Here is a 24,437-nt window from a genome sequence, read left to right on the forward strand (position 1 = left end):
GCGGAATGCCGGCTGGGCCCGTCTCTGACAGGAAATCACCAACGAACCACAGGGAGGAATTGAGGGATGTTGAACAGACTTGGCTTGATCGCGGCGCTTGCGCTTGGAACGGCGACCGCCGCGCTGGCGCAGGACGCCACACCGAAGGATGGGGGGAAATTGGTGTTCACCGCGCCCTATGGCAACTCCATCACATCGCTGGACATCACGGCGACACCGCATACGCAAGACGAGATCGTGGCCAAAGCGATCAACCGCTCCCTCTACAAATGGAACCCGGAAAGCGGCAAGCCTGAGCTCGACCTCGCCGAAACGGTAGAGAAGTCGGCGGATGGCAAGACCTATACCTACAAGCTCCGGGAAGCGACCTTTCACAATGGCGACAAGCTCGACGCCGATGACGTGATCTGGTCCTACAACCGTCTGGCCGATCCCAAGAAGGCCCTGCCGGGCGCCGAGCAGATGTTGCAGATCGCCGGCGTCGCCGAATTTCAGGCAGGCAAGGCCGATCATATTTCCGGGTTGAAGAAGATCGACGACAGGACCATCGAAATCACCTTCATCAACCTGGCCGATCCGGGCTGGAACCTGATGTCCAACTATGCGCCGATCTACTCCAAGGACTATCCGGAGGATCAGCTCGCCTCCAAGCCGAACGGCCTTGGCCCGTTCAAGCTCGCCAATTACGTCGCGGGCTCGAAGGTCGAACTGGAGAAGTTCGACGGCTATTATGAGAAGGGCAAGCCGCATCTCGACAAGCTCGACATCATGCTGATGGGCGAAGCTTCGGCTCGCGACGTCGCCTTCCGCAACGCGGAGATCGATACCAACGTTCTCGGCCCTGTGCAGTATGAGGCCTACAGCCAGGATCCGGCGCTGAAGGATCACATCCTTGAGGTGGCCGAAGTCTACACCCGCAATATCGGCTTCAATCCGAAGGTCGAGGCATTCAAGGACAAGCGCGTCCGGCAGGCGATCAATTATGCGATCAACAAGGACCTGATTGTCGAGAAGCTCTTGAAGAACAAGGCTTATCCCGCGGTCTCCTGGCTGCCGATTTCATCGCCGGCCTTCGACAAGGACGCCAAGCCCTATGCCTATGATCCGGAAAAGGCCAAGGAACTGCTGAAGGAGGCAGGGTTCGAGACCGGTCTGAAGTTCTCGGTCACCGCGACCTCGAACGAAAGCTGGGGCCTGCCGATCGTCGAGGCGATCATCCCGATGCTGGCCAAGGTGGGCGTCACCGTGACGACCGACCCGGTGGAAAGCTCGGTCCTGTCCGACAAGATCCTGTCCGACAATTTTGATGCCTTTATCTGGTCGAACTCGTCGGGCCCGGATCCGCTGAAATATCTGAACTGCTTCTATTCGAAGACATCGCAAACCGCCTGCAACTACGTCAAGTTCAACAATGCCGACTTCGACAAGCTGATCGAGCAGGCAGGCAACGAAACCGATCCGGCCAAACAGAACGATCTTCTGAGGCAAGCCAACAACCTGCTGCAGGACGAGGCTCCGGTCTGGTTCTTCAATTACAACAAGGCCGTCATGGCCTACCAGCCATGGGTCCACGGGCTGAAGCCGAACGGCGCGGAACTGGCTATCCAGGATTACGAGGACATCTGGATCGACGACAGCGCACCCGCATCACGCAAGTAGCGCGATGGCATGGCTGGCGGGCGGGACCGGTTTGTACGGCCCCGCCCACCGCATGGCGCCCACTCCTCGCCCGCCGCATGGCGCCCAGTTGTTGAAAGGCAGGATTCGCGGATGTCGCGCTTCATCTTTCGTCGCACGCTGCAGATGATCCCGACCCTGCTGGCGGTCGTGCTGATCATTTTCGTGATATTCAGCGTCGTCCCCGGCAGCTTCATATCGAGCCTGATGTCGGAGGGGCGCAACGCCACGAATGCCGATGTGATGGCGCATCTGAACGAGCAGTTCGGGCTGGACAAGCCTCTGCCGGTCCGCCTGTGGGACTATCTGTGGGGGCTGGCGCATTTCGACCTTGGAATTTCCTACCGCACCCGCGAACCGGTGTGGAACGTGATCGAGCCGCGGCTCTGGCCTTCGATCAAACTGGCGCTGGCGGCGATGGGCTTTGCCGCGGCAGTCGGTATTCCTCTGGGATTTCTGGCCGCGCTGAAGCCCGGCAGCGTGTTGGACACCGGCACGATGATGCTGGCGGTTTCCGGCCTGTCGGTTCCCGAATTCTGGCTAGGCTTGCTGCTAATGTACGTCTTTGCGCTGCAGCTCGGTCTGCTGCCGAGCTTCGGCTACCAGCCCGGCGGCATCCGCTACATCATATTGCCTGCCATCGCGCTCGGCGTATCGCCGATGGCGCTCCTGGCGCGAACCACCCGCGCTGGCGTTCTGGACGTGATGAACGCGGATTTCGTGCGAACGGCGCGAGCCAAAGGGTTGACCGAACCGCGTCTGGTGCGCAGTCACGTCACCCGCAACGTGCTGGTGTTGATCCTGACCACGCTTGGCCTTCAGATCGGTTCGCTCATGGGGCAGGCGATCGTGATCGAGAAACTGTTTTCCTGGCCAGGGATCGGGTCGCTTCTGGTCGACAGCGTGTCGGCACGCGACATTCCCGTGGTTCAGGGTACGGTCATCGTGATCGTGTTGTGGTTCCTTGTCATCAACATGCTGGTCGATATCGCCTATGCCATGATCGACCCGCGCATCAAGGTGGCCTGATCCATGCGGTTGCGTTTCAATTTCGCCCTTGGCCTGGCGCTGGCGTTGCTCGTGGTCGCCGCAGCCGTCAGCGCCGGCTGGATTGCCCCGTACAACCCGATATTCGACGCCGACCTGATGAATTCTGAAATGCCGCCGAGCTGGGACCATCTTTTGGGCACGGACGGGCAGGGTCGCGACGTCTTTTCCCGTATCCTCTACGGCGCCAGGGTGTCGCTGACCGTCGGCCTCGTTTCGCAGTTGATCAACTCGTGCATCGGTATGGCGCTTGGGGTTTCGGCCGGTTATTTCGGAGGCTGGTGGGACGACCTGGTGAACGGGCTGACCAACGTCATGCTGGCGATCCCATCCCTGGTCTTCGCGCTCGCCATCATGGCGGTGTTGGGACCCGGCTTGCCAAGTCTCCTGATCGCATTGGGCCTGACCAACTGGTCCTGGACCTGCCGCATCGCCCGCAGCTCCACCTTGTCGCTCAAGAATCAGGGCTTCGTGCAGGCCGCCAGGGCGGCCGGCTTCAGCGACGCCAACATCATGCGCACGCAGATACTGCCGAATATCGTCGGTCCGGTGCTGGTCATCGCGACACTTGGCATCGGCGGCGCGGTTCTGGCGGAAGCTGCACTGTCTTTCCTCGGCGTCGGCATCCGGCCACCACAGCCGAGCTGGGGGAACATGCTGACCGACGCGCGCGAACTGATCCGCACCGCCCCCTGGGCCTCGCTGTTCCCCGGCCTCGCAATCTTCGCCACGGTCCTTGGCTTCAATCTGCTCGGTGACGGGCTGCGCGACATGCTGGATCCGCATATGAGGATAAGGCAGGCATGAGCGGCATTCTTCCCGACCCTGTTCTGTCCATCCGCGACTTGCGCATCGGCGTCGGCAAGCGGAACGAAATCCTTCACGGCGTGTCTTTCGATATCCTGCCTGGGGAAACTTACGGACTTGTCGGCGAATCCGGTTCGGGCAAAAGCATCACCGGCCTTTCGGTGATGGGGTTGCTTAAACGCCCGCTGGAGGTGACCGGCGGCTCGATCTTCTTCCGGAGCCAGGACGTGTTGAAGCTTGGCAGCCGCGCCAGGCGCCGTCTGCGCGGCGACCGTATGGCGATGGTGTTTCAAGAGCCCATGACGGCGCTCAATCCGCTGATGGCGATTGGCCGTCAGATCGCGGAAATGTTCGTCGTTCACAGGGGCTTCGGGTGGTCGGATGCGCGCAGGAAAGCCGTCGAGGCACTGGAAAGTGTTCGTGTGCCGGCGCCCGAGGAACGCGCCCTGTCCTACCCCCATCAACTGTCGGGAGGGATGCGCCAGCGCGTCATGGTCGCCATTGCACTGGCCTGCCGTCCCGACCTGCTGATTGCGGACGAGCCGACCACCGCACTTGATGTGACGGTCCAGGCAGGCGTCCTGGAATTGCTTGCCGAGCTTTGCACGGCTGAAGGAACGGCCGTGCTGCTGGTCAGTCACGATTTGGGCGTGATCGCCAATATGTGCCGGCGCGTCGGGGTCATGGACCGGGGGCGGCTCGTCGAGGAGCAGGACACCAAGGCTCTGTTCGAAAATCCGCTGCATCCCTATACCCGAGGCCTGCTCGCGGCACGCCCTCGCCTGGGGTCGCGAACGCTGGTTGGACGCGCCCGCCTGACCGAACTGGACCAGGTCGTGGGCAGCGAGGAGCGTGGACGCGACGCACCGACGCTGACCACGCCGCGCGGCCTTGGTCTGGAGGCGACCGCATGAACCAGCCTCTTCTGGAAATCCGCGACCTCAACGTCCATTTCCCGCTGCCGCGTCGCTCGCTGTTGGGGCCAAAGCGGACGCTTCGTGCCGTTCAGGGCGTGAATCTGACCCTGAACGACGGAGAGTGCCTGTCCATCGTCGGTGAATCCGGCTGCGGAAAATCCACCACCGCGCTGACCGTGATGGGTCTGCAGGAGCCGACTTCGGGAAGAATCCTGTTCCAGGGCAAGCCGTTGACAGGCCCTGGCGCTCCCGCCCGCAAGGAGCGCGCGCGCATCGCTCAGATGGTGTTTCAGGACCCGTATGCGTCGCTGAATCCGCGCCAGACCATCGGCCGCATGCTGTCCTCGCAGCTTTCCCTGCATGGAATTGCCAAGGGAAGCGAGGCCAGCCACCGCGTCGCCGAGATGCTGACCCGCGTCGGCCTGACGCCCGATCACGCCGACCGTTATCCGCATGAATTCTCCGGTGGGCAGCGCCAGCGGATCGGCATCGCGCGGGCGTTGATGCTTGATCCGAAGATCCTGGTGCTGGACGAGCCGGTGTCGGCATTGGACGTGTCTATCCAGGCGCAGATCATCAACCTGCTGATGGACCTGCAGGAAACGCTGGGCTTGAGCTACATCATGATCTCCCACGATCTGAGCGTGGTCGAGCATGTCAGCGACAGGGTTGCCGTCATGTATTTCGGCCGCGTGGTGGAGGAGGGTGACTGGCATTCGATTTTTAGTCGCCCGACGCATCCCTACACGCGTCGCCTGATCGGTTCGGTTCCCGATCCCGACGCGATCCTGACCGGGGCACGCACCTTGCCGGATGCCGCCTTCGTCCCAGACGCCGCCCGCTTTTCGCCCGACATTTCGCGCCGTCCGGACCCCGACGAAGAACCCGAGTCAAGCGAGCTTGTCGAGATCGGCCGCGGTCATCGCGTGCGTCTCGCGCAATAGGAATTGCCCATGACCTTCAATGTCCTTACCTGCGAATTCATGCACGAGAGCAATACGTTCTCGCGCTTCCGCACCGACTTGCCGCAGTTTCAGGTGGACACGCTTCTCCTTGGCGACGACGCGATCCGCGCCCGCCGCAACGCCAACACCGAACTTGCTGGGTTCATGGATGTGGCGGAACCGGCGGGCTGGAACGTGATCCACGCGATTTCGGCACATGCCGTGCCCGGGGGGCGGGTGACGAAAGCCGCCTATGACCACATCGCCGGTATTGTCCTGGAGGCAGCGCGTTCGAACAAGAGCCGCCTCGACGGAGTGCTGCTTGGACTTCATGGCTCGATGGTGCCTGAGTTTTGCCCGGACGGGGAAGGGTATCTGCTAGGCCTTCTGCGGGCCGAACTTGGAGCGGACATTCCTGTTGCGGTAACGCTCGACCTTCATGCGATGGTGTCCGAAGACATGGTTCGGGACGCGCAGATCCTTGTTTCCTACAAGACCTATCCGCATGTGGACATGCGCGAAATCGGCGCGCATGCCGCCCGTATCCTGGATCGCGCAATGAAAGGTGAAATCGCGCCCCGGACCGTCAGGGCGCATGTGCCGATGCTGGACGAAGCGAATTCCGGCCGCACCGACATTCCCGAGACGCTGGCCCTTTATGACCGCGCCCGCGAGGCCGAGGCCGAGGGCTTGCTCGCGGTTTCCGTCAATGCAGCCTTCACGGGCGCCGACGTGTCCTGCGTCGGTCCCACCGTGCTCGCAACCTATGACAGCCGTGATCCCGGCGCCAAGCCAACCGCCATGCGTGTGACAGAGGAAATTGCGGGCAGGATCTGGCAGGGCCGGACCAAGAAGCGCAATGTTTTCATCGAGGTCGATGAGGCGGCTGCCGAGGCGCATGCCTGGCGCGGCGACAAACCGCTTGTTATCGCCGATTACGCCGACAATCCCGGCGCCGGTTCCTACGGCGACTCGACCGCGCTGTTGAAGGGCCTGCTTGATGCGGGAATAAAGGGTGCGGTACTCGCGCCGATGATCGATCCTCAAGCGGCAAATGAATTGCACCGTCACCGGCAAGGCGAAACCGTGACGGTGACGATTGGCGGCAAGGGCGACGCCAACTTCGGCGGTGGCCCGCTAACGGTGAGGGGTGTGCTGACCAGGCTTTCGGAGGGCAACTATGTCGGCGACGGACCGATTCAGGGCGGGCTGACCCATAGTTTCGGGCCCACCGCCGTAATCGATGTCGACGGGATCGAAGTCCTGGTCGTTTCAGAAGCGCAGCAGATGGTCGACCTCCAGCAATTGCGCGCTTTCGGGATAGAACCAACGGCTCGCCGCGTGTTGGTCCTGAAGTCGATGCAGCATTTCCGGGCGGCATTCGAGCCGATAGCGGGCAAGGTCATCGTCTGCGATGCGGGCGCGCTGGCAACGCCGCGGGCAGAGCGGCGCCCCTATATCCACGCGCCGCGCCCGCTCTGGCCGCTCGACAAGGATTTCGAGCGCTTCGTTCGTCCCTTGGTCGACACACTCTAAATTACCAAAGCGGGGCCAGTGCAGACGGCCCCTTCCTGGATGCGAATGCTGACAGCGAGCGCACTCTTCGCAGGCCCTGCATGTCGACCGGATTTGACCTCGCCATCCTCCTCCTCAGCGTGCCCTCGATACCGTCCAGTACGATGCCGCGCACACGCGTGGCGACGCGGTGCTATCGATCACCGACCGTCAAGACATCGCCACGTTTGCGATACGCTTCAGCTCATCTATTCGCTCCGACCTGCGGGCCTGCCCGGGCCGTTCTTCGAGGCTCGGAAAACGGCGGCGTCCGTGCTGCATCGTGACGCGAGTCGTCCCAGTGCCAGAAGTCGAGAACGGCTGCGGTAATAGCCTCTGGCGCGTCCTCCTGAACAAGATGCTTCGCATCCGGTACGACAACGAGTGGAGCGTTTGGAATGCGCCGTGCGAGTTCCTCACCATCTTTCAGCGGGATGAATTCATCCTCGGCGCCCCAAAGAATGGTCACGGAGCAGCGGATTTCGCCGTAACGATCCTCGATCTCCATGCTGTATTTGTCGTCCATCTGCGCCACCTGGCGCCAGAACGCCTTCTTACCCTCCTCGGTAAGCCAGGGCTGGAGATAAAGCCGCATCTCTTCTTCGCGCAATCCGTGCTTCACAGCGGCACCGATATACGCGCGCAGGACGGCTTCATGGATATAGGCCGGTAGACCGGCAAAAACGTCTTCGTGCGTCTTGGCCGCCTGCACCAGCGCGGATCCCTGCGGGCTGATTGCGACAGGATCGATCAGCATGAGGCTGCTGTAGTCGATGCCGTCCATGAGATGGGCGCGCAGCGCGGCAGACCCGCCAAAGTCATGCGCGACGACGTCCGGGCGCTCTATACCCCAGTGCTTTACCAGCGCCGCGAAAAGTCCATTCTGAAGACCGTGCAGAACGTCGGTATCCGGCTTGTCGGACTGCCCGAAACCTACCAAATCATAATAGAAAACCCGACGGTGCCGCGCGAGCCACGGTGCAATTCGCCGCCACACCAGCGAGGAAAATGGCGAGCCGTGCAAGAGGACCGCAGCCTGTCCCTTGCCGAGCGTGCCCCAGGCGATCGCATGACCGCGGTAGATGAAGCGTTCAGGCAGAGTCCAGTTCGCAGTCATCTCGTCCTCCGTATCCAGAGACTTGTCCAGGAATCCGACAGGAAGCGGGTCGGACCGAAACTCTCAGCCATGGTGCGATGGTGCGAATTCCGGCCCTGGACAATCTCTCGGCGACAGAAACCCAGGTGGTAGCGTCGTCAGGCCAGCCGTGCAGCAGCAAAGCCGCTGTGTCATGCTTCGCGCCTTTCTCCAGAAAGGCGATGTCGAGCATTTGTAGCCGCGGTTGACGGCATGATGAAGCGCGCGTGGGTCTGCATCCCTGCCCAACGAGGACGGCGCGATCGGGTTCCTTGGCATGCGACCATCCGGCCGCTCTTGTCGACCTCCGTCCGAGGCAGCCCGTTCACGGAAAGCCTTCCCCTATCCGAGCCGGACTTGCTTCATGATCCTGTTCCTCAGATGACCCCGCCATTCGCTCGGACGATCTGGCCGTTGATCCAGCCGCTGTCCGGTCCGACCAGCAGGGAGACGACGCGCGCGATGTCGTCGACCTCGCCCAGACGGCCGAGCGGGTTCATATGTTTGATGCGATCGAGCGTCGCCTGATCCTTGCCTTCGAGAAAAAGCTCGGTGGCCACCGGCCCCGGCGCAACCGCGTTGACCGTGATGGCGCGGGATCCCAACTCCTTCGCCAGAATGTGGGTGAGCGCTTCGACCGCGGCCTTGGTGGCCGCATAAACGCCATAGGTCGGCTGGTAGAGTCCGACGACGCTGGTCGAGAAGTTCACGATGCGGCCGCCGTCGCGCAGGCGCCTCGCCGCCTCGCGAAGGCCGTTGAACGTGCCCTTGAGATTGATCGCGATGGTCTGATCGAAAGTCGCATCATCAAATTGAGCGACCGGTGCGAGCTTCATGATGCCGGCATTGTTCACCAGCACGTCGACGCCGCCATGGGCCGCTTCGGCGGAATCGAACATCCGTCTCACAGCTTGGGGGTCGCTGACATCGGCCTGGAAGGAGGTGGCCCGACCGCCGGCCTTTTCGATCTCGTCCACCAGCTTGGCGGCCGCTTTGGTGCTACCTGCATAGTTGATGACGACCGTGAGGCCGTCGCTCGCCAGCCGGCGGGCGATGGCCGCTCCAATGCCACGAGACGCTCCCGTGACGATCGCAACTTTGTTCGTTGACGTGGTCATTGTCGTTGTTCCTTTGCCGTGTTGTTGCCGACATCAATCCTTCGCTCGATATTCCTGCGGGATCACGAAGACCTCGTCGGCGCGGGCGTAACCGCCGTCCTTGACCTCCTCGATCAGGACCATGGTATGCGGCCGAGCGGCCTCGGAGAAATATTCCACGAGCATCGCGGTGGCCCGATGGACGATCTCTTCTTTCTGGGCCCGGTTCAGCGCCGCCTCGGGGACCTTGAAATTGACGAAAGGCATGATCTTCACTCCTGTCGATCTGAGGACTTGAATGGTGTGAAGATAGCCGTTTTTAAAACTAGCACTAGAAAGCCGATTTCAACATCACCATTTCAAAAACCATAACAATCGACTACGAGATGGTCATGGATCGTATCGACGTCATGCGGCTCTTCGTCAGGATCGTCGAGCGTGGGAGCTTTGCCCAGGCCTCGCGGGACCTGCAGGTTCCGCGGCCCACTGCCACTCATGCGATCCAGCGCCTGGAAGCGGATCTCGGCGTTCGGCTCCTCGAACGGACAACTCGAAATGTGAGGCCGACGCTCGATGGCGCACTCTACCATGAACGCTGCATCCGGCTCCTTGCGGACCTGGATGAGGTGGAGAGCGTCTTCAGGAATGCCGAACCCAAGGGTCCGCTTCGTGTGGATATGCAGGGGACCATCGCGCGGTTTTTCGTCATGCCTGCCTTGCCCGAGTTCATCATGCGTTATCCCGGCATCTCACTCAGCCTCAGCGAAGGCGACCGGATGGTCGACCTCATCACTGAAGGTGTCGATTGCGTCGTGCGAGCCGGCGAGCTGTCCGACTCGTCTCTGATCGGTCGCCGCATAACCGCATTCGAGCAACTCACCCTGGCGAGCCCAGCCTATCTTGAACGTCACGGCGTCCCTTCGACACCGGATGATCTCGGCGGCCATCGCATGGTTGCCTATACCGCCTCCGCGACAGGGCAGCCGTACCCGCTGGAATTCTATAAGGACGGCGCGGCAAGGGAGGTTCCACTACCCTACGACATCGTCGTCCGGGGCGCCGAAATCTACACGGCCTCCGGCGTCGCTGGGCTCGGGTTGATACAGGTCCCGCGTTATCGCGTAGAGCATCAGATCGCCACCGGGCAGTTGGTTCCGGTACTGGAAGCCTTCCCACCACCGCCGATACCCGTATCCGTGCTCTATCCCCAGAGCCGCCATCTGTCTTCGCGGATCAGGGTGTTCATTGATTGGCTGGCGGAGGTTTTTCGGGCCCCTCGCGGCGTTGCCGGGAGTTCCTCTCAGAAGGGCTCGGTCGAGATATCAAGCTGAGGCAGTTCATCGTTGCACGGAAAGGCGGAACAGGTACGCCACGCTTCGGCACACCGTCTCATGGCCTGCCCCTTGACACGAATGTGAGATGCCTCTGGTGCATTCTCAGACGAAGGCGTCTGGCGAGCAGAAGCGCCAGACCAAGCACAAATACGATGCCGCCCCCCACCAGCCCCTGGGCCGCCAGAACCAGCACCGTCTGCTCTGTCGTCGAGCCTGCCCGCATCTGGCGCACATCGGCTGCCGTGACGCTGACTTGCGGGTTTCCGAAGCGCGCTGTCACATAGTTTGCAAGGGCCGCCACCTGGCCGTCGTCCAGCCAGCCGTCAAAGGCCGCCATCGATTTGCGGCCCGCGACGCCGCCTGCCTTGACGCCTTCAAGGATGGTCATGACGACATTCTCAGGCGAGGTTACGCCGAGAGTGCTGTTGTTGGTCAGTGATGGATAGGTGCCATCCGCCGATCCGCCTCCGTTCAGGCCATGACATCCCGAGCAGAGCGACCGGTAGAGATCGTCGCCCACCGCGACCCCGCTGCCCTCCACGCTGGTCTTCGTCCCGGCATCGCGGGCGGCTGCGGGCGGATTGGTCCACGCGAAGCGCGGCCGCTTCTCGTCTCCCGATTGGGCGGGCACGGTCCTGAGATAGGCGACGACGGCATGAATGTCATCGTCCGAAAGATATTGCAGACTGTTCATGACCGTTTCCGCCATCGGACCGCCCGCATATGCCTTTCCAGGTACGGCGCCGGTCTTGAGAAACCGAAACAGCTCCTCATCGCTCCAGCCGCCTATGCCCGCGATCTTGTCGCCGCTGATGTTGAACGCCTGCCAGATGCCGGCGCTGCCGCTGGCAAGCTTGCGATCTTCATCCATGCCGAACGTCGTATTCCTTGGAGTGTGGCAGGCGCCGCAGTGGCCAAGCACCTCCACCAGGTAGGCGCCCCTGTTCCATGCGCCGGTTCGGCTTGGATTTGGTCCGAAGCCGCCGGCGTGGAGGTTGGCAAGTTTCCACAACCAGAGCGTCCAGCGCTGGTTAAATGGAAAGGGCAGTATGTTTGGCGGCGGCGGCTGAGAAATCGGCGCGGTCGTGAGCAGGTAGGCTCGGATCGCGAGCACATCCTCGCGGTTCATCCCGACGAAGCTGTCATATGGCATGGCGGGATAGAGATCGGCCCCGTCGCGTCTGACGCCTTTCTGCACGGCTCGCACGAATTCGTCGGCGGAATAGCGCCCGATGCCTGTGTCGAGGTCCGGTGTGATGTTGGTGGAATAGACATCGCCGAACGGCGTCGGCACCCGATAGCCTCCGGCGAAAGGCCGGCTCGGATTGGACGTGTGGCAGCCGACGCAATCGGCGGCTCGGGCAAGATATTCGCCTTTCTGGATCTCGTTCGCCCGCAGCGGCGTGCCAGGCGCCAGCGACGCCATGACGGCCGCGATTCGTAGGAGAACGGCGAGGAACGGAACGCTTGCAGCAGGCCAACGCAAACACTGCCAATGGCGGATGACCGCTCGTCGGCTCCGCTGCACAGTCACAGTTCGCATCCGCTGAAGATCAATCCGGCCGCCATTTGCGCCAGCATGACGAGCGTGAACAGGGCCCCGATGCCTACCGAAGTCCTGGCCAGAAACGCGCGCGTGCGCGCCTTCAGGGGCGGGCTCGTGCCGTGCCCTGGATCATGAACGGCGCGCCATGACAACAGGACGCCCAGCGCCGCGACGGCGGCGCCTGTCAGCGAGAACAGAACAGTGGGCTGAAACCCGGCGTCGCATTGCCAATATGCGATTGAATAGTCGAGCTGCAGCGATATCGCCCACGCCGTTGGTCCGGTGGCCATGCCTGCCCAGGAAACGCCCGTGCGGATCGCCTGCATGTTACATCCTCGGAACCCAGTAGATTACGAGATAGAGCACGACCCATGAGACGACCACGAAGCCCCAGTAGAAGGCATTGTCCGACACGTCGCTGAAGTGGCGTCCGGTGTTGCCTTTCTTGGTGAACATGAGAACGGCGAGCACGATCGTGTCCCCGACATCGGTGAGGAGGTGTGTCGTGTGCAGGCCGAGCAGGAACCAGACGATCGACCCGTAGGCGTTCTGGTCCCAGGAGATCCGGAGCGCGGGAAATTCCCAGATGCGCACGATCAGGGGAAGAATTCCGGCGATCGACATGACGACGATGCCGATGCGCACCTTCACAAGGTCCTGCCGCCGCGCCCAAAGATCGATCAGACGGTTGGGGACGGCGCTGGCAAGCAGAATGATCAATATTGCCGTGCCCGGCAGGAGGTCGGGTGCCGGCGCTCCGATCGGCCAATGCCGCGCCTGCACAGCCAGGTAGAAATAGGTGCCGATCGCCAGGGCAAAACCGGTTGCTTCAAGGGTGATGAAGGCCACCGTTCCCCACCAGATCGGGCTTGCCGATCCAAAATCATAGGTGGGCAGGTGGCTGACGTCGACGGTTGGCCAGTGTCTCATTCTTCGTCCTCCGGCTCGCCTTTCGGCCAGAACCAGCAGATAAAGCCGATCGAGACCGGTATCGCGCCCCAGACCACCGCCCATGGCGTGTAAATCGAGCCCAGAAACGCGCCACCCACGGCGATGGCCGAGAGCAGCGGCCAGATCGAATTGTCGGCCGATGGCACGCGCAGTTGCGGCACCGCATCGGCGACCGTGCCGGCAAGCACTTCGCGCGCATCGACGCGCAGGCCCTCGACCACCGGGAGTATGTCGGGTTCGGCCCAGAGCGGCTCGCGATGGGTCACCACTGGCAGGCGCGAAAAATCGTAGGAAGCCGGCGGTGACGTCGTTGCCCATTCCAGTGTGCTCGCCCCCCAGGGATTGTCTCCCGCGAGGCGACCGTTGCGAAGGCTGAGCAGCATGTTCAGGACGAGAAGCGCGAAGCCGGCGAACACCACCAGCGACGAGATGCTGATGAACAGGTTCGTGCCGCCCCAGCCGCTCGCCGGCGGATAGGTGTAGACGCGCCGCGGCATGCCTTGCAAGCCAAGGATGTGCATCGGGAAGAAGGTGAGATTGAAGCCGATGAAGACAAGCCAGAAATTCCAGCGGCCGAGCCTCTCGGACAGCATGCGGCCGGTGATCTTGGGAAACCAGTAGTAGACGGCGCCGAGCAGGGGGAAGACGGCGCCTCCGACCAGCACATAGTGGAAATGTGCGACGACGAAATAGGTATCGTGCACCTGCAGGTCGAGCGGCACCGAGGCGACCATGACCCCGGTCAGCCCGCCGATCACGAAGGTGAAGATGAAGCCGAGCACGAAAAGCAGCGGCGTGGCAAAAATCGGCCGGCCGCCCCAGATCGTCGCGATCCAGCAGAAGATCTGGATGCCGCTCGGAATGGCGATCATCATCGAGGAGGCGGTGAAGAAGCTTTCGCCGAGCTGCGGCAGGCCCGTGGCGAACATATGGTGCACCCATAGTCCAAAGGATAGGAAGCCGATCGCAACCAGCGACAGCACGATCCCGAGATAGCCAAAGACCGGACGGCGCACGAAGCTCGGCAGGATAGCCGAGACGAAGCCGGTCGCGGGAATGAAGATGATATAGACCTCCGGGTGGCCGAAGAACCAGAACAGGTGCTGCCAGAGCAGTGCGTCGCCCCCCGCCGCCGGGTCGAAGAACCTGGTGCCGACCAGCCGGTCGAGGATCAGCATGGTGCTCGACACCATCACCGCGGGCATGGCGAACAATATGATGAAAGCCATGACGAGGACTGACCAGACATAGAGCGGGATGCGATCGAGCGACATGCCAGGGGCGCGCTGCTTGAACACAGTCGCGATGATCTCGACGGCGACCGCGAGTGCGGACACTTCGGTGTAGGTCACCATCTGCGCCCAGAAATCGGGGCGCTTGCCGATCCCATATTCAGGTCCGGCGAGCGGCACGTAGGAAAACCAGCCGGCATCCGCGCCGGTGTCGAAAGCGAAGGCGATCCAGATCATCAACCCACCGGAGAGATAGACCCAGTAGCTGAAGGCGTTGAGCCGCGGGAAGGCGACGTTTCGGGTGCCGATCATCAGCGGCACCAGGTAGATGGCGAACGCTTCCATGACCGGTACGGCGAACAGGAACATCATCGTCGTGCCATGCATGGTGAAGAGCTGGTTGTAGAGATCGGGGCCGATATGGCGTGCCTCCGGCGTGGCAAGCTGGAACCGCATGGCAAGTGCCGACAGGCCTGCAAGGGCGAGGAACAGGAAGGCCGTCACCATATAGCGCCGGGCGATCAGCTTGTGGTCGACCGTGACCAGCCAACCATAGAGGCCGTTCGGCGTCCGCCAGGCATGCGCCAGATAGTCGTGCAGTCTTGCCTCGTCGAGCCCGGTGTCGCGGATGCCTTTCAGGGCCGCTTCCTGTTTTCGCCTAGCCGTCTTCCTGGCAACGCCACTCATTCAAGACTTCCAAGATAGGCGACGACCGCACGAAGATCGTCGGCGCTGAGAGCAATGCGCGGCATCTTCGCGCCGGGTTTTATGGATTGCGGATCGGCGATCCACGCGGCGAGCGCGCCGGGTGTCATGGCCAGCGTGTCGGCGGCCAATGCACGCCGGTGTGCGAGATGGGTAAGGTCGGGCCCGACCGCTCCCTTGGCCGGCGTCCCCCTTATCGTGTGGCAGAGCGCGCAACCGGTGGAAAGAAAAGCCCGCTGGCCGCGGCGTTCCTCCTCGCTGGCAGGCGCGATGGCGGCGGCGTCTTGTCTGGACCGCCATGCCTCGAACGCTTCGCGGCTTTCCGCGATGATGGTGACGGCCATGTGAGCATGCTGGTAGCCGCAGAACTCGGCGCACTGGCCGCGATAGATACCAGGCCTGTCGGCAATGAGGGTGATCTCGCTCGGCCGGCCCGGAATGAGGTCCCTTTTACCGGCGAGGCTTGGCACCCAGAAGCTGTGAATGACATCGGTCGAATCGAGTTCCACCTTTACCCGTTCGCCGACGGGAAGATGGATCTCGTTCGCCGTGACAATCATGCGCGACCGATCATCGTTGGGATAGCGTATTTCCCACCACCATTGATGCCCTGTGATGCGGATGGTGAGCGTCTCCTTTCCGCCCAGCGAGGCAATGGATTTGCCGGCGAAGAAGCTCGTTATCGTCAGCGCGGCGAGAACCAGCACGGTCGCCGCGACGGCGCTTCCGACCGCGCGGCTAAACCTGTGCTCCTGATGGCTGTCGATGACCAGCGGCGGGGGTCCTGCTTGTGCCCGGCGCTGATGGAAGAGCGCCATTGCCAGGGCCAGCATGACGAGCAGCCAGGTGATGGTCGCCACCGCGCCAAAAGACCAGATGAGATCGAGAATCGCACGGGCATTCGCACCATGTGCGTGGAGTGCGGATTGCCAGCCGCTGCACCCGCTCAGGACCGGTGCCGAGACCACTGTAGACGCGAGGCCGAGCCATTTCAGGACGCCTGGAAGACGGCTGCCGGACGTGCTTCGAGCTGGACGTGCAAAGGCGGACGCAATGGGCCATTGCCGCCGTTGCCGCAGGCGGATGGACGGGCCCGTGCATCTTGCCATGTGAAATCCCCATGGATGCCAAGGCGATAACGCGAATCGCTGTAAAAGGATGCCTGGCAACGATGGCCGGCTTTTCTCCGCCATGCGATTGGCGCCGGGCCGATGCTTGCGCGCCGGGAGCGCAACCAAATGGCGGATATGTCCGTTTCTCCAGGCAAAGGCGCGGGACGCGCATCGGACGGTTCCACGCCGCGAAAGCTTAGGAACTAGCCATGAGCAACACAGACAAAACGGCCGGCGGAAATCGAAGCGTCGCAGGCAAGGACGATCACAGCCAGGACGCGACGCGCAACGACCGCCGAGGCAGGGAAGAGACGCGGCAGGAACAGGCTGCGGACAGCCATCCGGAAGAGGATCCGGCGGAGGGCTCTCGCCAAACGGTCGAGCACGAGTTGGACAGGCTGGATCGGTCGGGGCGCAGCGCCTCGCAATCCGCGGGCGAGGGCCAGGTGGAACGCGCGCGTGAGGAGCTGCGGAAGCAGGTCAGCGAAGAGACGCAATTACCGGGACGAGGTTCCGCCTGACAGCGGCTGTGGATCGCCCCGCGGTTGGCTTTTTGTTTCGATTCTTCGGTGTCAGACGGCACGCAGGTCGTGTCGGGCCTGCCGCCTTCCGCTTTCCCGGATCCAGAGGGTCGCCATGAGCAGCGCCGCCCCGCCATAGATCAGGCCGGCTAGGGGAAGGTGCGGGTGAAGAGCCTCACCGCACTCTTTTCGACCGTCGGCCCCAGGCATATCCATGTCGATCTTCAAGGCGATGCGGCTCCAGCCGCATCAACGGCCAAGGCGGGCGCTGCGTTTCATTGGCGGTTGGCTTCCACAGGAACAAAAAGCTTGACCGGAGGTTCGAACCTCAATCTCGGCATCGGCACTTGGTCGGAACAATCGACATGATTTTTTCCCGTGTGGCCTCGTTGGACACGCATCTCCCATGAGTGGAGCAGCTGACGATGCCGGCCGAAGCGAGGGAAAGCGAAAAGACGGCGGCATCACACGCGCTCTCGGGCTCGGACTGATCACTGGGGCGGCTGACGACGATTGCTCGGCCATTGGCACCTATGCGAGTGCCGGAGCCCGGTTCGGGCCCGACCTTTTGTGGACGGCTCCTGTCACTCTCCCGATGATGTACATCGTCGTCTATCTCTCGTCCAAACTTGGCCAGGTGTCGGGCCGTGGTCTTTTCAAGGTCATTTCCGATTTCTATCCGCGTTGGCTGCTGTGGTCCGTGCTGGTGGGCGTGCTGATCGGCAACACGATCGAGGCAGCCGCCGACCTTGGCGCGATGTCGGCGGCTGTCGTGCTGTTCGTTCCGCTGCCTTCAAACTCGGTCGTCATCGGTGTCGCGATGATTATTTTTGCCTTGCAGATGTTCGGATCCTACAAGCTAATCCGCAACATATTCCGATGGTTGGCACTGGCCCTGCTCGCCTATGTGGTCTCCGCTGTGCTCGCCAAGCCGGATGTGGTCTCGGTGCTGCGCGGCACCTTGCTGCCGAAAATCGAGTTCAGCCGCGAATATCTGTCCATCATCGTCGCCATCATCGGCACGACGCTGTCCGCCTATCTCTACACCTGGCAGTCCAATCAGGAGGTGGAGGAGGAGATCGCCAAGGGCAGGACGAGCCTCGAAGAGCGCAAGGGAGCCACCGAGGGTGAACTCCGCCGGTCCCGGCGCGATATCCTGATCGGCATGATCTTTTCCAACCTGATCATGTATTTCATCATCCTTTCGACCGGATCGACGCTGTACGAGGCGGGGCATACCCAGATCGAAACGGCAGCGCAGGCGGCCGAAGCGCTGCGGCCGCTTGCGGGCGACGCGGCAGGAATTCTCTTTGCGGCCGGGGTGATCGGCGTCGGCTTCCTGGCGGTGCCGGTCATGACTGCCGGCGCCGCTTTCGATTTCGCGCAGGCCATGGGGTGGAAGAATGGCTTGAACGCCAAGCCCCGGCATGCGCCCAAATTCTACATCGCGACGGGAGTGATCACCCTGGTGGCGGTGGGTCTCAATTTCTTTGGCTTCAACCCGATGAAAGCCTTGGTCTGGTCCGGCATCGTGCAGGGTTTTTCGACGCCACCTCTGCTGCTTCTCATGCTCATCATGACCAACAATCGCAAGATCATGGGCGACAAGGTCAACAGCAGGGCCACCAACATTCTGGGCGGCGTGACGACCATAGCGGTCTTTGCGGCGTCCGCGGGACTGGTGGCGACCTGGTTCATGTAGTTCGCCGGCGCGGAAGGACGTTCAGGCGCAGTGGAACATCCACGGTCAACTCTCGTTGAAATGCGTGTGAGAGAAAGGGCTGTCCATGTCAAAGCTCCAAGCCGCCACTCAAGAGCATTTAGAGCAACTGAGACTCGAGGCTTCGGCTCGTTTCGCCCCGATGATGCTGCATGAGGCATTGTTGCGTCTTTCCCGGGCCTGCGGGGGTGATAGCCTTGCCCGGTTCGAGAAAGCCATGGTCGATCAGATCGAGGCGACCAAGGACGATCGAGCCGATTTCGAGGCAATCAAGGAATTCGCGATCGAACAGCTTTATGCCTGGATCAGGAACGCGAACGAATCGCCGGATAAGAAGCAACCGCTGGAAAAGATAGAGGACCGCAGAACCCCCGGCCGCTCGGAAGAGCCGCAAACGCTGGAGGATCAGCTGCAGGCCGGTCTGGAAGATTCCTTTCCCGCCAGCGACCCGCCAGCGGTGGTGTCCACCTCCATTCCAGGCGGAGCCAAGAAGCTGGTCGGAACCGACGAAGTGCTGAGAAAACAGCGGGAGGCCAAGGAGCAAGACCGCCCCTAGCCCGCACCGACTGGAATCCCGCTGGCCGAACCGCCGCTCACGGACGGGAATCCGTGCCGGTCGATAGCGTCACAGCTTGACGGCCGCTTCCCGGGCCCACAGCCGCAGCTTGCGGCAAGCCTGCACGAATGTGTTGGCGGAGGCTGCGGAGTCCAGCCGCATCAATCCCTCATCGGCATCGGCTGCGATGCCTGCCTTGGCCAGGAGAGGCGCGGCTCCCGGTGTGAAGCCGATGAATTTGCAATGCGCAAAGGCATCCGACACGAAGTCCTTCGCGGCTGCCTCCTTGACCAACAACTCGGCGCCCGGCTCGGACAGGAGCAGTACCACGGCGTCGAACAGGACCGACGGACCGCCGTCGATCATGTGTCTGGCTTCGATGTGGGTGCCGTCTGCGGCCTCGACGCCGCCCACCTTGGGCGCTATCACCTCCATGACCGCGCCTTCCGTTTCGATGGCCGAGCGAAGTTGTTCGAAAAGGGCCGTGTCGGCCCCGTCGCTCAGCAAGACGCCGACCTTGCGGCCTTTGAAACTGTCGGGGCCGTTCTCGATAATGCTGAGAGCCGGAGACGGCGGCAGGTCGTCGCGCGGCGGGACGGCGGCCTCGGCGGGGTCGGGCATGTTTCGAATGCCAAGCTTGTCGGCGACTTGAGTCGCCAGCGTTTCATCTATGTTCAGCAGATGCGCCACCATGCGTTCGCGGATCGCCGGTGCCTGCACCTTGCTCAATTCGAATGTCAGCGCCATGGCGATATGGCGTTGCTCCGGCGCTGTCTGGCTGTTGAAGAATTGCCGCGCCTGGCTGTAGTGGTCGGCGAAGCTCTCCGCCCGCAGACGCACCTTCTGCCCCTCTTCGGCGTCGGCGAAAGAGCGGAAGCCGCGTTGCGGATCCTCGCGGGGACCCGAGCCCCACGAATTCGGCTCATAGTTGGCGCGGCCGACCGGGTTGTGCATGGCCATGTGCCCGTCCTGCTGAAAATGTGCGAAGGGGCATTTCGGAGCGTTGATTGGAATATGGGTGAAGTTCGGGCTGCCCAGCCGCTTCAACTGGGTGTCGAGATAGGAGAAGTTGCGGCCCTGCAGAAGCGGGTCGTTGGAGAAGTCGATCCCGGGCGGCACGTTCTGGGTCATGAATGCAACCTGCTCGGTCTCGGCGAAGAAATTCTCCGGCATGCGGTCGAGCACCAGCCGCCCGACCGGGATTGGCTCGATGATCTCTTCAGGGATGATCTTCGTGGCGTCCAAGATGTCGAAGTCGAAGCTGTCGGCAAAATCCTGGTCGAACAATTGCACCGCCAGCTCCCATTCCGGGAAGTTTCCTGACTGGATCGCTTCCCACAGGTCGCGGCGGTGGAAGTCGGGATCGGCGCCATTGATCTTGACCGCTTCGTTCCAGATCACCGACTGCATGCCGAGTTTCGGCTTCCAGATGAATTTGACGAATGTGGATTCGTCGTTGGCATTGACGAGGCGGAACGTGTGGACGCCAAAGCCTTGCATGAAACGGAAGGAGCGCGGTATCGCTCGATCCGACATGATCCACATGACCATGTGCATCGATTCCGGCATCAGGCTGATGAAATCCCAGAAATTGTCATGTGCGGTCTGGGCCTGCGGGAAAGCCCGGTCTGGCTCCTGCTTGGCAGCATGGATGAGGTCCGGAAATTTGATGGCGTCCTGGATGAAGAACACGGGAATATTGTTGCCGACGAGGTCCCAATTGCCTTCTTTGGTATAGAGCTTGACGGCAAAGCCGCGCACGTCTCGGGCGAGGTCGAACGAGCCCTTGTTGCCGGCAACGGTCGAGAACCGCACGAAGGCAGGCGTCTTTTCGCCGGTACGCTGGAAAATGTCGGCACGCGTGTATTTGGCCAGCGATTCGTAGGTCTCGAAATAGCCATGAGCGCCGTAACCGCGGGCATGCACCACCCTTTCCGGGATGCGTTCGTGATCGAAGTGGAAGATCTTGTCGCGAAAGTGGGAGTCCTCGATCAGAGACGGTCCGCGCTCGCCAATCCGCAATGTGTTCTGGTCGTCGGAGACAGGCGTTCCCAGGGCAGTCGTGAGAACAGGCGTGTCGGCTTCCGCGATCTGGTGCAATTCGCCGCCATTTCCGCGCGCGGCATTCTGATCGTGCATACGCGCCGATTTGGGAACTGAACGGTGTGCGGATTTGGCCATGATTTTTTCCTCGATTGACGCTCGTGGGCTGACTTGGCTCAAGGCGCCGAACTGCCGGTGCATGGCTTTGTTCCCGCACAACGGCGCGTCGCGCCTATCCTAAGCCAGCGCGAACACGCTGGTGGACGGCGCGCAAGGGGGGCGCGGCCGCAGCAGGATCGTTCGGCCGCATCAGAATTTTCTGGAGAGTTGTCTTCAACGCCCGGAACGATACAAACGTCCATGCATTTAGCTGGGGTCTGCATTCATACTTCTTTCTGGGAGCTGGACCATTGTCAGGCGAAGGCTATCTTTTGGCCGACCAGGAAACCCATGAAGTTTCCATCGTTGACCTGATACCCGCGCTACGGGCTTTCGCGCGCACCTTCTGCCGTATTCCCGACGATGCCGACGATCTGGTGCAGGAAACGTTGACGAAGGGCCTTGCCAACATCGACAAGTTCGAACCCGGCACGCGCATGAAGTCGTGGCTCTTCACGATCATGCGCAACACCTACTACACCCGGGTCAAGGTCGCGGCCAGGGAAGCGCCTGGCCTGCTCGACTGCGCGTCCTCGAGGCCGATTTCGGAAGCCACACAGGAATGGACCGTTCAGAGCAAGGAAGTTCACGGCGCCATCCAGAGGCTCCCTGAACACCAGCGCGAGGTGCTGATGCTGATCGGCGTCCTAGGTGTCAGCTATGAGGAGACGGCCGAGATATGTGGCTGTGCGGTGGGAACGGTCAAAAGCCGGCTCAACCGTGCCCGCGCCGCCGTTCTTGAGTTCCTGGGGGAGAGTTCGCTGCAGACGCTGATGGAAAGACGAAATCATCTGTCGGACGGGCAGATCGATATCGATGCCGACAGCCGCAGATAGTCAGTTCTTTATGTCGCGCCGGCGTTTCGCAAGGAGCGCGTTTTGCAGTTCGATCGCCAGTCTGGTCAAGCGATCAGGAACCTTTTCCTGCTCGATCGCGATCAGCAGAGAGGCAATCTCCTGATCCATCGCCATTCCTGCGCGCGGGTCCATTCTATCATCGCTCGAACGAGACATCGTATTCCCTGGCTGGATGGATGGCAGTCCGTCATCCTATTGTGATGACAAGCAACCGCCATTACAAGGAGATGCCCGGTGCCGAAACCGTTGCCGGCAGCCCTTGCACAGGTTTTTCTTCCACTCTCGATTGCCGAGGTCACAGATCCACTGCGGCGCTTTCAGTCCTTCAGCAATCGATTTGCGGCATGATCCTGATATTGATCGGACTTGATCTGATTGCCGTCCAGGCCGCGTTCCTCGCTGTGCTGCTTCTTGTCCCTGTTGGATAAAACGGCATTCTCTTCGATCTTGTCCTTGGCCAGTTCGGTCATTGCTCCGGCGCCGGCCCCTTTGCCGTGGCTGCCACGGCCGATATGTTTCTTGCTGCCGGATGCCATGCTGTCCTCCTTCGAATTGGCGCCGCTCTTCAGCGTCGCTGTGTTCGACGCCCGAACTGGCATTGGCTGGTAATGTTCCGTCACGCCGGCAAGCAGGAAGGCGTCGCCGTCCCACAGCCGAAACGCTTTTTCGCCATCGATGACGACCTGCAATCCGTGACGTTGCGCCAGGTGACGGATATCGGAGCGGTCCAAAAACAGTGATTCGCGATATGAGTAGTTCAGCAAGGCCAGCCTGCCCGGCCTTTTGAGGACGCGCGCAATTTCGCCGAAATGCCGCTCCGCCACGCCGGCTAGCACCAGATAGGGGAAACTGTCGACCGCCAGAACGCAGTCGAAACTCGCGTCGCCGAACTCCGCCAGATCCAGGCCTGAGGTCCGCCGCAACTCTACATTGCCAAGCGCTGCGCATTGCTCACGGGCGATCGAGACCATCCTCGACGATATGTCGATACCGACGACCCGCCCACAGGATGCCGACAGCGCGCGTTCGAAACGCCCGATGCCGCAACCGATGTCCAGAATGTTGCGTCCAGCACCGGTGAAGTCTTGCGCTGTCAGCCATGCAACGATTTCGTCGGTCGTGGCTGCCAGCCTTTCCTCATCGCCAAGGGAAGCCAACTGGACACTCGCCACCCGGGAAATCGCTGCCGCGGCATCAAAGCCCGAGGCCAGCCGCGTCACGACATCTGCATCCGTCTCGTCGTCGTCGCGTTCGTGACGAACGGCAGAACCCGTTTTCTGCAACGTGGCAAAAACCTCCGATCCGCGGCGAAGCAGCCCGGCTATCTGCTGGAGCCTTTCCCTGTCTCGAGTATCGACCGGATCGATCTCCGCCACGATCTCCGCCAATTCGACTGCCCCGATGCCTGGGTGGAGATGCAGCGCCAGCCTGGCGATGACGGCCTCGGCACTGACAGCGTCCGCCATACAGTCCTCGACCGCCAGCCTGACCGCTATCCGGCGGCGCACGGATGTTGGTTCCATCGAAACCATGGTCTCATTTCCGCGTCCAAGTCCTTCGCATCGTCCACCTGTCGCCAGCGCCCCAGCCATATTTGTACGGCTCCTGGCCGCGCAGGAAGTCGAACTCGCGCGCACCTTCGCGGATCGATTCGGCGATTGCGTGGCCGACCAGGATCGCGCCTGGACTTTCCTCGGCATAGGCAGGATCGAAACCGCCAAGATAGGCATAGGCACGGCCGCGATGGTGAAATCCGTAGTAGGCGCCGATTGGCTTGCCGTCGATGGCGAGCACCCAGCGTCGGGTCAGATCTCGAGCGTCGAGCAGGGGAAGCGAGCACCTGTGGAATTGCTCGACGGCGGGGTCGGCCAGCACGCCGCCTCCGTTTCCGGCCCAGCGCGCGCCGTGCAGGCCTATCAGGTGGTCGAGGAACAGTTGAGGATCGCCTCGTGCCGGCGACAACTCGACCCGGCCGCGTCTGGATGCGGCGCGGCGCGCCCGGCGCAACTGGCGTCTGCGCCGGGCAGGGACGCAGCCCGCCAGCGTTTCATCGCCGTCGGTGGCAAGCACGGGACAAACGGCGTGGCCGACCAGTCCATCGGCTTTCAATTCGGGATGTTCGATCGCCAGACCGGCACTGCCTTGCGGCAGATCCGGCAGGATCCACTGCGACCACTCGATCGAGAGTATCTTCTCTGCAAGGGCAGTGGCGACCTGGGCCTCGCTGCCGGGCACACACAGCACGTCCAGATAGTCGCTGAGGGAAATGCCGATCGGAAGCAGTTTCGAGCCTTCCGTGCCATGTTCGAGATAGAGCGGCGCCAGGCCCACCAGATCGTTGCCGCGCCAGATGGCGACCGTCGCCAGCTCCCCCGGAGCGAATGTGCGCCACCACGGCAGCAGCCAGGCGGGACATTGAAAGGGCGTCGCCGACGAACTCTGCTCCCACAGGTTCCACCAGTGCGGCGCCAGTGCATGCAATTGCTCTGGATCGCCGATGATCTCGCTGCGCAGCATCTGCTC

The 24,437-nt window shown here is 61.9% G+C and carries 24 protein-coding genes and 1 pseudogene; 12 read left to right on the top strand and 13 right to left on the bottom strand.

What is annotated here, in order from left to right:
• Nucleotides 1-66 precede the first annotated feature (66 nt).
• The 6 genes from FJ940_RS03975 (at nucleotide 67) to FJ940_RS04000 (ending at nucleotide 6,928) form a co-directional block, all read left to right on the top strand.
• Nucleotides 67-1,659, top strand: a complete 1,593-nt coding sequence (locus FJ940_RS03975) for an ABC transporter substrate-binding protein (RefSeq protein WP_140515182.1) — start codon at nucleotides 67-69, stop codon at nucleotides 1,657-1,659.
• 111 nt (nucleotides 1,660-1,770) lie between these two features.
• Nucleotides 1,771-2,706 carry an ABC transporter permease gene (locus FJ940_RS03980; RefSeq protein WP_140497345.1) on the top strand — a complete coding sequence of 312 codons (936 nt, stop codon included), beginning with the start codon at nucleotides 1,771-1,773 and terminating at the stop codon, nucleotides 2,704-2,706.
• A 3-nt stretch (nucleotides 2,707-2,709) separates the two neighbouring features.
• On the top strand, nucleotides 2,710-3,531 hold the full coding sequence (locus tag FJ940_RS03985; RefSeq protein WP_140497347.1) for an ABC transporter permease: 822 nt from the start codon (nucleotides 2,710-2,712) through the stop codon (nucleotides 3,529-3,531).
• Nucleotides 3,528-4,445, top strand: a complete 918-nt coding sequence (locus FJ940_RS03990) for an ABC transporter ATP-binding protein (RefSeq protein ID WP_140497349.1) — start codon at nucleotides 3,528-3,530, stop codon at nucleotides 4,443-4,445. Before FJ940_RS03985 ends, FJ940_RS03990 begins: the two co-directional genes overlap by 4 nt.
• Nucleotides 4,442-5,392 (top strand): ATP-binding cassette domain-containing protein, encoded by a 951-nt coding sequence (locus FJ940_RS03995; protein WP_140655419.1) that lies wholly within the window; start codon nucleotides 4,442-4,444, stop codon nucleotides 5,390-5,392. Before FJ940_RS03990 ends, FJ940_RS03995 begins: the two co-directional genes overlap by 4 nt.
• A gap of 9 nt (nucleotides 5,393-5,401) precedes the next feature.
• Nucleotides 5,402-6,928, top strand: a complete 1,527-nt coding sequence (locus FJ940_RS04000) for a M81 family metallopeptidase (protein WP_140655422.1) — start codon at nucleotides 5,402-5,404, stop codon at nucleotides 6,926-6,928.
• A 223-nt stretch (nucleotides 6,929-7,151) separates the two neighbouring features.
• Here FJ940_RS04000 and FJ940_RS04005 read toward each other — a convergent pair whose 3' ends face one another.
• From FJ940_RS04005 to FJ940_RS04015, 3 genes are all read right to left on the bottom strand, one after another.
• Nucleotides 7,152-8,063 carry an alpha/beta hydrolase gene (locus FJ940_RS04005; RefSeq protein WP_140655425.1) on the bottom strand — a complete coding sequence of 304 codons (912 nt, stop codon included), beginning with the start codon at nucleotides 8,061-8,063 and terminating at the stop codon, nucleotides 7,152-7,154.
• Nucleotides 8,064-8,458: 395 nt separating this feature from the next.
• Nucleotides 8,459-9,199, bottom strand: a complete 741-nt coding sequence (locus FJ940_RS04010) for an SDR family oxidoreductase (protein ID WP_140655428.1) — start codon at nucleotides 9,197-9,199, stop codon at nucleotides 8,459-8,461.
• 33 nt (nucleotides 9,200-9,232) lie between these two features.
• Nucleotides 9,233-9,445, bottom strand: coding sequence for a 4-oxalocrotonate tautomerase family protein (locus FJ940_RS04015; protein WP_140497359.1), 213 nt, complete (start codon nucleotides 9,443-9,445; stop codon nucleotides 9,233-9,235).
• 125 nt (nucleotides 9,446-9,570) lie between these two features.
• On the opposite strand from FJ940_RS04015, the gene FJ940_RS04020 reads away from it, so the two are divergent.
• Nucleotides 9,571-10,509, top strand: coding sequence for a LysR family transcriptional regulator (locus FJ940_RS04020; RefSeq protein ID WP_140655431.1), 939 nt, complete (start codon nucleotides 9,571-9,573; stop codon nucleotides 10,507-10,509).
• A gap of 58 nt (nucleotides 10,510-10,567) precedes the next feature.
• Here FJ940_RS04020 and FJ940_RS04025 read toward each other — a convergent pair whose 3' ends face one another.
• From FJ940_RS04025 to coxB, 5 genes are all read right to left on the bottom strand, one after another.
• Nucleotides 10,568-11,938, bottom strand: a complete 1,371-nt coding sequence (locus FJ940_RS04025; protein ID WP_140655432.1) for a cytochrome c — start codon at nucleotides 11,936-11,938, stop codon at nucleotides 10,568-10,570.
• 104 nt (nucleotides 11,939-12,042) lie between these two features.
• Nucleotides 12,043-12,384, bottom strand: a complete 342-nt coding sequence (locus FJ940_RS04030) for a hypothetical protein (protein WP_140525144.1) — start codon at nucleotides 12,382-12,384, stop codon at nucleotides 12,043-12,045.
• 1 nt (nucleotide 12,385) lies between these two features.
• On the bottom strand, nucleotides 12,386-12,988 hold the full coding sequence (locus tag FJ940_RS04035; RefSeq protein ID WP_140623818.1) for a cytochrome c oxidase subunit 3: 603 nt from the start codon (nucleotides 12,986-12,988) through the stop codon (nucleotides 12,386-12,388).
• Nucleotides 12,985-14,928 carry a cytochrome c oxidase subunit I gene (gene ctaD, locus FJ940_RS04040; RefSeq protein WP_140555688.1) on the bottom strand — a complete coding sequence of 648 codons (1,944 nt, stop codon included), beginning with the start codon at nucleotides 14,926-14,928 and terminating at the stop codon, nucleotides 12,985-12,987. The genes FJ940_RS04035 and ctaD overlap by 4 nt, the downstream gene beginning before the upstream one ends.
• Complete coding sequence (gene coxB, locus FJ940_RS04045) at nucleotides 14,925-15,914, bottom strand: cytochrome c oxidase subunit II (RefSeq protein WP_348640483.1); 990 nt, start codon at nucleotides 15,912-15,914, stop codon at nucleotides 14,925-14,927. The genes ctaD and coxB overlap by 4 nt, the downstream gene beginning before the upstream one ends.
• Nucleotides 15,915-16,267: 353 nt before the next feature.
• On the opposite strand from coxB, the gene FJ940_RS04050 reads away from it, so the two are divergent.
• The 4 genes from FJ940_RS04050 to FJ940_RS04065 all read left to right on the top strand — a co-directional run bounded on the left by FJ940_RS04050 (nucleotide 16,268) and on the right by FJ940_RS04065 (nucleotide 18,855).
• Entirely contained in the window at nucleotides 16,268-16,579 is a 312-nt protein-coding gene (locus FJ940_RS04050) for a hypothetical protein (protein WP_140555686.1), read from the top strand.
• Nucleotides 16,580-16,744: 165 nt separating this feature from the next.
• On the top strand, nucleotides 16,745-16,948 hold the full coding sequence (locus FJ940_RS28370) for a hypothetical protein (protein WP_181167659.1): 204 nt from the start codon (nucleotides 16,745-16,747) through the stop codon (nucleotides 16,946-16,948).
• Nucleotides 16,949-16,985: 37 nt separating this feature from the next.
• The gene (locus tag FJ940_RS04060; protein WP_140650311.1) at nucleotides 16,986-18,281 is read left to right on the top strand and encodes an Nramp family divalent metal transporter; all 1,296 of its coding nucleotides are present in this window, start codon (nucleotides 16,986-16,988) and stop codon (nucleotides 18,279-18,281) included.
• Between the two features lie 85 nt (nucleotides 18,282-18,366).
• Nucleotides 18,367-18,855 carry a hypothetical protein gene (locus FJ940_RS04065; protein WP_140497376.1) on the top strand — a complete coding sequence of 163 codons (489 nt, stop codon included), beginning with the start codon at nucleotides 18,367-18,369 and terminating at the stop codon, nucleotides 18,853-18,855.
• A gap of 69 nt (nucleotides 18,856-18,924) precedes the next feature.
• On the opposite strand, the gene FJ940_RS04070 is transcribed toward FJ940_RS04065, so the two are convergent.
• Entirely contained in the window at nucleotides 18,925-21,036 is a 2,112-nt protein-coding gene (locus FJ940_RS04070; RefSeq protein WP_140655435.1) for a catalase, read from the bottom strand.
• A gap of 293 nt (nucleotides 21,037-21,329) precedes the next feature.
• On the opposite strand from FJ940_RS04070, the gene FJ940_RS04075 reads away from it, so the two are divergent.
• Nucleotides 21,330-21,893, top strand: a complete 564-nt coding sequence (locus FJ940_RS04075; protein ID WP_140498076.1) for a sigma-70 family RNA polymerase sigma factor — start codon at nucleotides 21,330-21,332, stop codon at nucleotides 21,891-21,893.
• Here FJ940_RS04075 and FJ940_RS04080 read toward each other — a convergent pair whose 3' ends face one another.
• The 4 genes and pseudogenes from FJ940_RS04080 to FJ940_RS04090 all read right to left on the bottom strand — a co-directional run bounded on the left by FJ940_RS04080 (nucleotide 21,894) and on the right by FJ940_RS04090 (nucleotide 24,431).
• Entirely contained in the window at nucleotides 21,894-22,046 is a 153-nt protein-coding gene (locus FJ940_RS04080) for a hypothetical protein (RefSeq protein WP_181165412.1), read from the bottom strand.
• Nucleotides 22,047-22,231: 185 nt separating this feature from the next.
• The gene (locus FJ940_RS28660; RefSeq protein WP_246670985.1) at nucleotides 22,232-22,450 is read right to left on the bottom strand and encodes a hypothetical protein; all 219 of its coding nucleotides are present in this window, start codon (nucleotides 22,448-22,450) and stop codon (nucleotides 22,232-22,234) included.
• Nucleotides 22,451-22,663: 213 nt separating this feature from the next.
• Nucleotides 22,664-23,506, bottom strand: a pseudogene (locus FJ940_RS28665) (methyltransferase domain-containing protein); the annotation flags it as partial.
• Nucleotides 23,451-24,431: a GNAT family N-acetyltransferase gene (locus FJ940_RS04090; protein WP_181169760.1), complete on the bottom strand. Its 981-nt coding sequence runs from the start codon at nucleotides 24,429-24,431 to the stop codon at nucleotides 23,451-23,453. The pseudogene FJ940_RS28665 and the gene FJ940_RS04090, both read right to left, overlap by 56 nt.
• Between the last annotated feature and the right edge of the window lie 6 nt (nucleotides 24,432-24,437).

It is taken from the genome of Mesorhizobium sp. B2-3-7 (assembly GCF_006442695.1).
GTDB lineage: Bacteria > Pseudomonadota > Alphaproteobacteria > Rhizobiales > Rhizobiaceae > Mesorhizobium.